The 4,928-nt window shown below is 58.6% G+C and carries 2 protein-coding genes and 1 tRNA gene; all 3 read right to left on the bottom strand.

Annotation, left to right across the window (positions count from 1 at the left end):
• Positions 1–313 precede the first annotated feature (313 nt).
• Positions 314–754, bottom strand: coding sequence for a hypothetical protein (locus AEQ63_RS02025; RefSeq protein ID WP_064361593.1), 441 nt, complete (start codon positions 752–754; stop codon positions 314–316).
• Between the two features lie 280 nt (positions 755–1,034).
• Positions 1,035–1,111: transfer RNA gene (locus AEQ63_RS02020), tRNA-Ile, on the bottom strand.
• Positions 1,112–1,126: 15 nt separating this feature from the next.
• Positions 1,127–4,873 (bottom strand): bifunctional diguanylate cyclase/phosphodiesterase, encoded by a 3,747-nt coding sequence (locus AEQ63_RS02015; RefSeq protein ID WP_064361592.1) that lies wholly within the window; start codon positions 4,871–4,873, stop codon positions 1,127–1,129.
• Between the last annotated feature and the right edge of the window lie 55 nt (positions 4,874–4,928).

Raw genomic sequence — 4,928 nt, 5'->3', positions numbered from 1 at the left:
GGCAAGGGAGGCTCCGTTGGCATGGGGCGGTGAGATTACGGATGTTACAGGGTCAATTGCATTGGGCATACTCGCAGCACCATCGGTTGATGGGGGGGAGTTGGCGGCCGTGACGGTTGCTCTTGTCAGGTTCAAGGGCTATCATCGGCACGTCAGCACAGACCGGAACTTTGCAAGCAAAGGGTGTTGATTTCGGTGGCGCAAGCTACTCCTAGCCAGTGAGCGGGATAAGCGGGAAACCGTGAAAGGACAGGCCGATATTGAGATTTACAGAAAGCCCCGATGTGCATGCGTCGGGGCTTTTTGCTTTCTCTCAAATGGACTTTCCCGCGTTTCGCATTTCCAGGATGTAGCGGACGTTATGTGGTTTTCCTTTCGGCAGCTTCGACCGCCCCCACTCAGCGACCTCATAGGCGGAAATGATCCGGAGTTTGAGACGGTTCGTTGAGTGCTGCGGCTTGCTGATAGAAAAAAAGACCGCGTAGTCATGCAAGTCCAGACAGTAATAGCGCTGACTGTTTTCTACGTAGAAGGGCACAGCCAGACCTTTGAAAAAGCGTTTGTGCAAGTAATCCGTAATCTGGCTGCTGCAGTGGTGGCGGTCCGCACAAAAATACCGAACTTCTCCCCTGTGTCTTAGTGGCTGGCCGTGACCTTTGTCATCGGTAAAACAGTGGAACCCGAATTCAAACCTGACAACCAACTGCTGCGCAGCCACTTCAAATGCGAGTTCGAACGGTTGTAAATGCGCCATGCAGTATTTGCATCCGCCAATTATCAGGTCTTTCCATTCCATTGTTACTGTCGCCGGACGTATTGATTTGTACGGATTTCCAAGCCCGGTCGCTGATAAGCAGCGACGTCTCAAGAGTATCCCTGCGAAGACATCATCAACAGACGTCTTACCGCTCAAAACCGCTGCTTCGGATCTTTCCTACAGCTCTGGTTTAGGTCTTCCGAACATTGCGCACGCCAAGACGAAACCCAATCACTCGCCCACAAAAAAGCCGCGCATTTGGCGCGGCTTTTCAATTTGGTGGGCCCACACGGACTCGAACCGTGGACCAAAGGATTATGAGTCCTCTGCTCTAACCAACTGAGCTATAGGCCCTCAGTAGGCCGCGGATTATAGCGACGGTTTCGCGGCTGTGCTATCCGAAAAATCCGATACGGTCACATGCAGAAACGTGGCGGCGAATTCGTCCGGTGGCAGCGGCAGGCTGACGATGTAGCCCTGGATCTGTTCACAACCTTCCGCGGCGAGGAATTGTTGTTGGGCCTGGGTTTCCACGCCTTCGGCAATCACCGTGAATTGCATGCTCCGCCCTAGCGCGATGATGGCGCGCACGATCGCCGCGTCGTGGGGATCGTCGGGCAGTCCGCGGACGAAAGACTGATCGATCTTGAGAATGTCCAACGGCAGGCGTTTGAGATAGCTGAGCGAGGAGTAGCCGGTGCCGAAGTCGTCGATCGCCAGCTGTACGCCGAGGTGTTTGAGCTGGTGCAGCACCGCCAGCGCCTCTTCGGCCTGACTCATAATGAAATTCTCGGTAATTTCCAGTTGCAGTAAATCCGGCCTGAGGCGGTTTTCCTTGAGCAGTTGCTCGATGCGTACCAGCAGGTTCGGTTGACGCAGCTGCGCTCCGGCGAGGTTCACTGACAGCGGGCCGAGCGGTTGATAAATCCGGTTCCACTCGAACATCTGCCGGCATGCGGTTTCCAGCACCCAATCGCCGATCTGCAGGATCATGCCGTTCTCTTCGGCCAGCGGGATGAAGTGCTCGGGCGGCACTTCGCCGAAGGTCGGATGACGCCAGCGAATCAGTGCTTCGGCGCCCACCAGACTGTGGTCGACCAGGCTGATTTTCGGTTGGTAGTAGAGAAACAGCTCGTCGCGCTCGATGGCGCGGCGCAGTTCGTGTTCCAGTGCTATGCGTTCGCTGGCCTGGGCGGTGAGGTCGCGGGTGTAGCTTTCGACGCGATTGCGCCCCTTGGCTTTGGAACGGTACATCGCCGCGTCAGCGTTTTTCACCAGCGTCGCCACGTCGCAACCGTCGCGTGGATAGAGGCTGGTGCCGATGCTGGCGCTGATGAAGAACTCGTGTTCGCCGGCCTGGAACGGCGCGCCGAAGCAGTTGAGCAGTTTCGTCGCGATGTTGTCGGCGTCGCTGGCTTGCTGCAAGCCCGGCAGCAAAATGATGAATTCGTCACCGCCCAATCGGGCGACGGTGTCGATATCTCGTAACTGTTCCTTCAAACGCACGGCGATGCCCTTGAGTAACAGGTCGCCCACCGGGTGGCCGAGGCTGTCGTTGATGTGCTTGAAGCGGTCAAGATCGAGAAACAGCACCGCGCCCTGGCCGCCATTTTCCTGTTGGCTGGTCAAGGCCATTTGCAGGCGACTTTCGAACAAAGTGCGATTGGGCAGGCCGGTCAGCGGGTCGTGGTGAGCCTGGTAATCGAGCTTGGCCTGGGCGTGCTTGAGGCTGGAAATATCGGCGAATACCGCGACGAAGTGGGTGATGAACTTGTCGCGATTACGCACGGCGCTGATGGTCAGCCAGCTCGGGTACAGCTCGCCGTTCTTGCGCCGGTTGGAAATCTCGCCCTGCCAGTGTCCCTCGTCGGTCAATTGGTGCCACATCGCCGCGTAGAACGCGCTGTCATGCAGCCCAGACGCCAATAGCCTTGGCGTGTGGCCCAGCGCCTCGCTTTCGCTGTAGCCGGTGATTTCGGTGAAGGCGCGATTGACCGCGCTGATGTGTTGCTGGGTGTCGGTGATCAGTACACCTTCAGCGGTGCTTTCGAAAACCGTCGCCGCCTGCTGCAGTTTTTCCTGCATGAGATGGCGCTCGGTGATGTCCCGGGCGATGGTCAGCATGCAGTCTTCGTCGCCGATCGGCAGCGGGCGACTGGAGACTTCACACAGGCGAATCTGCCCGTCACTGCGACGGATATGGCAGGTGAAGTCACGGACAAAACCGTCGCGGTGCAACAGGTCGAGCATCTGTTTGCGTTCGTTGAGGTTGACCCAGATCCCGAGATCCAGCGTTGACCGATCCACTGACATGGCGCTGTTGAAACCGGTGATGCGGCTGAAACCTTCATTGACCTCCAACAACAGGCCGTCGCTTTGGCGCGACAGCAGCAAACCGTCCGGCGACGCATGAAAGGCCTTGGCAAACTTCTCTTCTGAGGTCTGCAGTTGCTGTTGGGTTTCCTTGAGCTGGCTGATGTCGCGCACCACGACCACCAGCGCCGGGGTGGTGTCGAGGTCGAAGGGCTCGGCGGAAATCAACCCGGTGAATACCTGGCCGTTGTTGCGGCGAAAGGGCATCTCCAGATTACGAATGCTGCCAGCCTGCAAGCGCTGCAACAGGCCCGGGCCGACGCCGGGAATGCCCCAGATATTGAGGTGGGTGGCGGTTTGGCCGATCACGTCCTCGGCCCTGAGACCGATCTGCTCTTCGAAGGCCTCGTTGACCTCGAGCAAGCAGCCGTCGGACAGCCGCGCAATTACCAGAATGTCCGGACACTGTTCGAACACCGAGGCGAATTTCTGTTCCGACAGGCGCAGCGCCTCTTCGGTGCGCTTGATTTCGCTGATATCGATCATCAAACCGCGCATCACCGGTTCGTGGCCATGCTCGATCAGACTGACAATGTCGCGCACCCACAGGCAGCGGCCGTCGGCGGTGATGACGCGATAGTCGACGATGTGATCGCGGCCCTGTCGCAGCGCTTCCTTGCAATAGTTCTGCGTGCGGGTCAGGTCGGCGGGGTGAATGATGTTGTGCCAGAAGCCCGGAATCAGCCAATGGGACTGTGGATAGCCGAGCAAGTCTTCAGCGTGAGGCGAAACATAGCTGTAGGTGAAGTCGCTCATCCGCGCTTCCCAGGCAATCGCCGACAAGCTTTCGACCAGGCCACGGTAGTGATATTCGCTGCTGCGCAATTCCTGCTCGAGGTCGATGCGCCGGGTGATTTCCGAGCTCAGGCGGCGGTTGATGCGAATCACCACGGCGAGGACGGTGATCAGCAATAACAGACCGGGCAGGCCATACACCAGCAGGTCTGACCAGAACGAGCGATGGTCGAGCACATTGCCGACCCAATGCTCCTGAATGCTGCTGATTTCCGCCGGCGTCATGTCGGCGAGGACTTTGTCGAGAATCCCCACCAGCACCTTGTTGTCGCGGGGTACGGCCATCGCCAGTTGATAGCGGTACGGGGTTTCGCCGCTGACGTAGAGGCCGTCGAGCTTGAGCTGGCGCAGGCTCCAGACGCTGGAAGCCAGGTCACCGACCACCGCGTCCACTTCATCAGTCGCCAGGGCTTGCAGCGCCGAACTGACGTTGGGCATGGCGACCAGATTCAGGTCGGGGTGGTGAGTGCGTAGTAGTTCGTGGGGGGCGTAGTTGTCCACCACGGCGATTTTCAGCCCATACAGGTCATCGAGTTTGCGCGGCTGGGCGCCGCCGACATGGGCGAGGATGACGATCGGAAAGTCGAGGTACGGCCGGGTGAATGACAGATAGTTCTGGCGTTCCGGTGTAGACATGATCCCCGGCAGCAAATCGATCTTGCCATTCTTGACCTGCTCCAGCACCACCGTCCAGCTCACCGGTTCGATGGGCGTCAGCTTGATCGCCAGACGTTGACGGATCACGTCGATATAGTCGGCAGCCAGACCCTGATAACGGTTCTGGTCGTCGCGAAATTCGAAGGGCGGCCACGACGCATCGACACCCAGGCGCAAGTCAGGGTGAGCCGCCAGCCAGCTGCGTTCTTCATCGGTGAGAGTCAGCGCGTCAGCCGTGGCAGTGCAGATCATCAATGACAGCAGAAACAGCACGGGCGCCAGTCTGGGCATAACGCTCTCGTCGGGGCTTGGGGGGATTGTTTCGAGTGTAGACGGGGTATGGGGC

Origin of the sequence: Pseudomonas sp. RIT-PI-o, from assembly GCF_001297215.1 — a bacterium.
In the GTDB taxonomy this organism is placed as follows: domain Bacteria; phylum Pseudomonadota; class Gammaproteobacteria; order Pseudomonadales; family Pseudomonadaceae; genus Aquipseudomonas; species Aquipseudomonas moraviensis_A.
This window is presented reverse-complemented; position numbering and strand designations above follow the sequence as displayed.